Source organism: Eggerthella sp., assembly GCF_048329335.1.
Classification (GTDB): Bacteria; Actinomycetota; Coriobacteriia; order Coriobacteriales; family Eggerthellaceae; genus Eggerthella; species Eggerthella lenta.
The window spans coordinates 1-2,855 of record NZ_DBFEGU010000227.1 but is presented as its reverse complement, the minus strand read 5'-3'; the positions used below and the strand labels follow the sequence as shown (position 1 = coordinate 2,855).

Sequence of the window (2,855 nt, the reverse complement as noted above, 5' to 3'; positions counted from 1 at the left end):
GTATCGCGCGCCACGCGCGCGATACCCCCGCCGTCTCCCACCCTGGATACCGTCCTGCAATCCCAACGGGGAGGGCATCCGGGGCGGTACCGCCCGCGCTGCGGTCTCACCGCGCAGCAGGCGGCCTATGGCTATGCCTATTCGGCCGACCCGATGCGGTCGCCGTTCGTGTAGTCGGAATAGGCCCGCGCCCAAGCGTCCTGCACGCGGCGGGAGTCGCGTATCTTGCAGAAGATACCCGTCTTGGGCGAGCCGTCGCGCAGCATGAACGTGATGAAGCAGAAGTCTCCGATATCGGGATCCTCGTTCATCATCATGGCGCCGCAGGTGTCCAGCACCTCGCGGTTGTCCTCCTGCGACCCGCCGAGGATATCGATCGTGCAGGTGGCCGTATCCGACGGTCCGACGAGGCCATCCGGCATCGCCGGCAGTGCATCCGGGTCGGTTCCGTCGATCTCCCCAAGGATGCGCGTCTCGAACGTCGAGTTTGCCGCGCGCAGGCGTCCAAGCGCGTCCGCGTATGCGATCGACGAGACGAGGCGTTCGAGCTCCCTGGCGGCAGCCTCGGCGCTGTCCGCATATCCCCGCGGGTCCTTTTCCATGAGCGCGTCGGCGAGCATGGCGACGGCCGCCTCGGCAACCCTGCCGGACTTGCCCATGTCGTCGGCGCACTCGCCGGCGAGTGCCGACAGCGCGCTCGAGTAGAAGGGGATGTCGCTGCGGCGTCCGAACCTCTCGGCCACGCGCCCGCAGGACTCCCTCCATCGTTCCATCAGCGCGAGCCTCAGGTTCGCCGTCTCATCGTGCTCGATGGGCGGCACCGTGCCGTGATCCGTGGCCATGTCCATATCCTTCCGTTTCCGTCCCATGCCGCTCCCGCGGCTTCCCTAGAGAGCCGTTTACCCCGAATCGCCCCCGCTCATGCCCGCTAAATTGAGATCGGGGCGGAAGGCCGCCTGTCCGTATCTTCCCGTCCTCATCGGAATCGGCTGTTTCCGATGCGCCCGAACGGGGTATCAACGGGTAATACCGAATGAACGACTTGGGCAAGGAGCAGCCATGTATACGGACGATGACGAGATCGGGCGCGCCGTCGCTGCCGATCTGGAGGAATGCTGGCAGGGCGAGGGCTGGTACCGAATCTGCTTCACCGACGGGATGGGATCGTATCCGGCCACATGGTACGGGACCGAAGCGGACCTTGCCGACGACCTCCGCGGTGCCTACGGGGATGCCGGCGAGATCCATCTGCCCTACGCCGAGATCTCCGTGATCGACCAGGCTGTCGAGAAGGTCTGGCAGGGCGAGGGATGGTATCGGGTGACGGGCGGCGACGGCGAGAAATGGGAGCCGGACTTCTACGTTACACGCGAATGCCTGGTCGCCGCACTGCGCGACGCCTACGACGAGGCATCCTTCAGCGGCGCCATATGCGTCCCACGTGTAGAGCCGGCCCCGGACCCTAACCGGCGCCGAACGCACGCCTTCTGAACCGCCCCGTGATTCAAACTGGGCGAGAACCGAACCGGAGGAATCGCTACGCGTTTCCCACAGCCGGCTGCCTACGGGACGTATGGGGTCCCTCCGGTCATCCGGCCATGGAAAACGCCGGGCTCCGGTGCCAGCCCAATACATAACCGCACAAACGCACATCTATGCGCTTACGCATCTGAGCATCTGGGTACATACATGGCGACGAAGGCGGGGGGATCGGCCCCCCGCCGGAACCGAAAGGATAGAAGCCAATGAGCATCAACCGAGTCAACATCACCGGAAACCTCACCCGCGATCCCGAGCTCCGCGCCACCGCGGCCGGCACCCAGGTGCTCTCGTTCGGCATCGCCGTCAACGATCGCCGAAAGAACCCGCAGACCGGCGAGTGGGAGGACTATCCCAATTACATCGACTGTACCATGTTCGGCACCCGCGCCGAGGCTGTCGGCCGCTATATCTCCAAGGGGAGCAAGGTCGCGATCGAGGGCAAGCTGCGCTATAGCTCCTGGGAGCGCGACGGCCAGAAGCGCAGCAAGCTCGAGGTCATCGTCGACGAGATCGAGTTCATGAACTCCCGCCCTGCCGCGTCTCCTGCTGCCGCGGTTGATGGTGGACAGCAGTATGCGGTCCCCGAGGCTCCCGCCGTCGAGGTTGCGGACGAGGACATCCCGTTCTAGCCGACCCGTACAACCCCATACTCAAGTGATCGCCCCACCGGAGACGGCGGGGCTTTTTCATGCCGTAGCCCGTCTCCACACGTTTCCCACACCCGGCTGCCTATGGGACGGATGGGGTCCCGCCGGTCATCCGGCCATGGAAATCGCAGGCCAGGGGCCTGCCGACCGGTGTCCGGGCGGCCCGCTGGGCAAATTATCGAATTACGCAGACGCATACGTGCGCATTTACGTGTTTGTGCGTTTACGCATGTGCGCAGCTGGGTACATACATACCAGCGGCAAGGGAGGCCGCGACCGCGTCGGCGCGGGATCGCCGAATATCGGAAGGAGGCCGTCATGGCCGGTTGCAAGAGGGAAGTAATGGAGCCGAGCGGAAGGGAGAAGGTCGCCGCCGCCGCCGCGCTGGTCGCGGGGCTCGTCGGGATGTGGTTCATGCTCGCATACAGCTATGTCTACATCAACTGCGCCGTATTCCCGGTGGCGGGCGCGCTCATCGCGTACGCCTACGACGTGGCGGAGAGGACGGTGGCGGCACGGAAGGAGTGCTGCCGCAAGGTCGAAACGCGCCGCGCGTATCGCGCCGCGAGGGCGTCGGAATACGGCGCATAGCGGCGCCGGCGGGCAAGAATAAGTAAACGCGCATCCGCACAGGTATGCAGGTGTGCGTTTACGCATCCGCATAAC

The 2,855-nt window shown here is 65.1% G+C and carries 4 protein-coding genes; 3 read left to right on the top strand and 1 reads right to left on the bottom strand.

The window, feature by feature from the left end; all coding sequences use genetic code 11:
* Positions 1–137: 137 nt before the first annotated feature.
* Positions 138–842 (bottom strand): hypothetical protein, encoded by a 705-nt coding sequence (locus ACMO6A_RS07465; protein ID WP_418471016.1) that lies wholly within the window; start codon positions 840–842, stop codon positions 138–140.
* Positions 843–1,059: 217 nt separating this feature from the next.
* On the opposite strand from ACMO6A_RS07465, the gene ACMO6A_RS07460 reads away from it, so the two are divergent.
* The 3 genes from ACMO6A_RS07460 (at position 1,060) to ACMO6A_RS07450 (ending at position 2,780) form a co-directional block, all read left to right on the top strand.
* Positions 1,060–1,491 (top strand): hypothetical protein, encoded by a 432-nt coding sequence (locus ACMO6A_RS07460; protein ID WP_015760197.1) that lies wholly within the window; start codon positions 1,060–1,062, stop codon positions 1,489–1,491.
* A 254-nt stretch (positions 1,492–1,745) separates the two neighbouring features.
* On the top strand, positions 1,746–2,171 hold the full coding sequence (locus ACMO6A_RS07455) for a single-stranded DNA-binding protein (RefSeq protein WP_015539410.1): 426 nt from the start codon (positions 1,746–1,748) through the stop codon (positions 2,169–2,171).
* A gap of 336 nt (positions 2,172–2,507) precedes the next feature.
* The gene (locus ACMO6A_RS07450) at positions 2,508–2,780 is read left to right on the top strand and encodes a hypothetical protein (protein WP_015760198.1); all 273 of its coding nucleotides are present in this window, start codon (positions 2,508–2,510) and stop codon (positions 2,778–2,780) included.
* Positions 2,781–2,855: the final 75 nt, after the last annotated feature.

Excerpts from the sequence above, each read along its gene's own strand:
- ACMO6A_RS07460 (WP_015760197.1), top strand. The coding sequence starts at position 1,060 with ATGTATACGGACGATGACGAGATCGGGCGCGCCGTCGCTGCCGATCTG.
- ACMO6A_RS07455 (WP_015539410.1), top strand. The coding sequence starts at position 1,746 with ATGAGCATCAACCGAGTCAACATCACCGGAAACCTCACCCGCGATCCC.
- ACMO6A_RS07465 (WP_418471016.1), bottom strand. The coding sequence starts at position 842 with ATGGCCACGGATCACGGCACGGTGCCGCCCATCGAGCACGATGAGACG.
- ACMO6A_RS07450 (WP_015760198.1), top strand. The coding sequence starts at position 2,508 with ATGGCCGGTTGCAAGAGGGAAGTAATGGAGCCGAGCGGAAGGGAGAAG.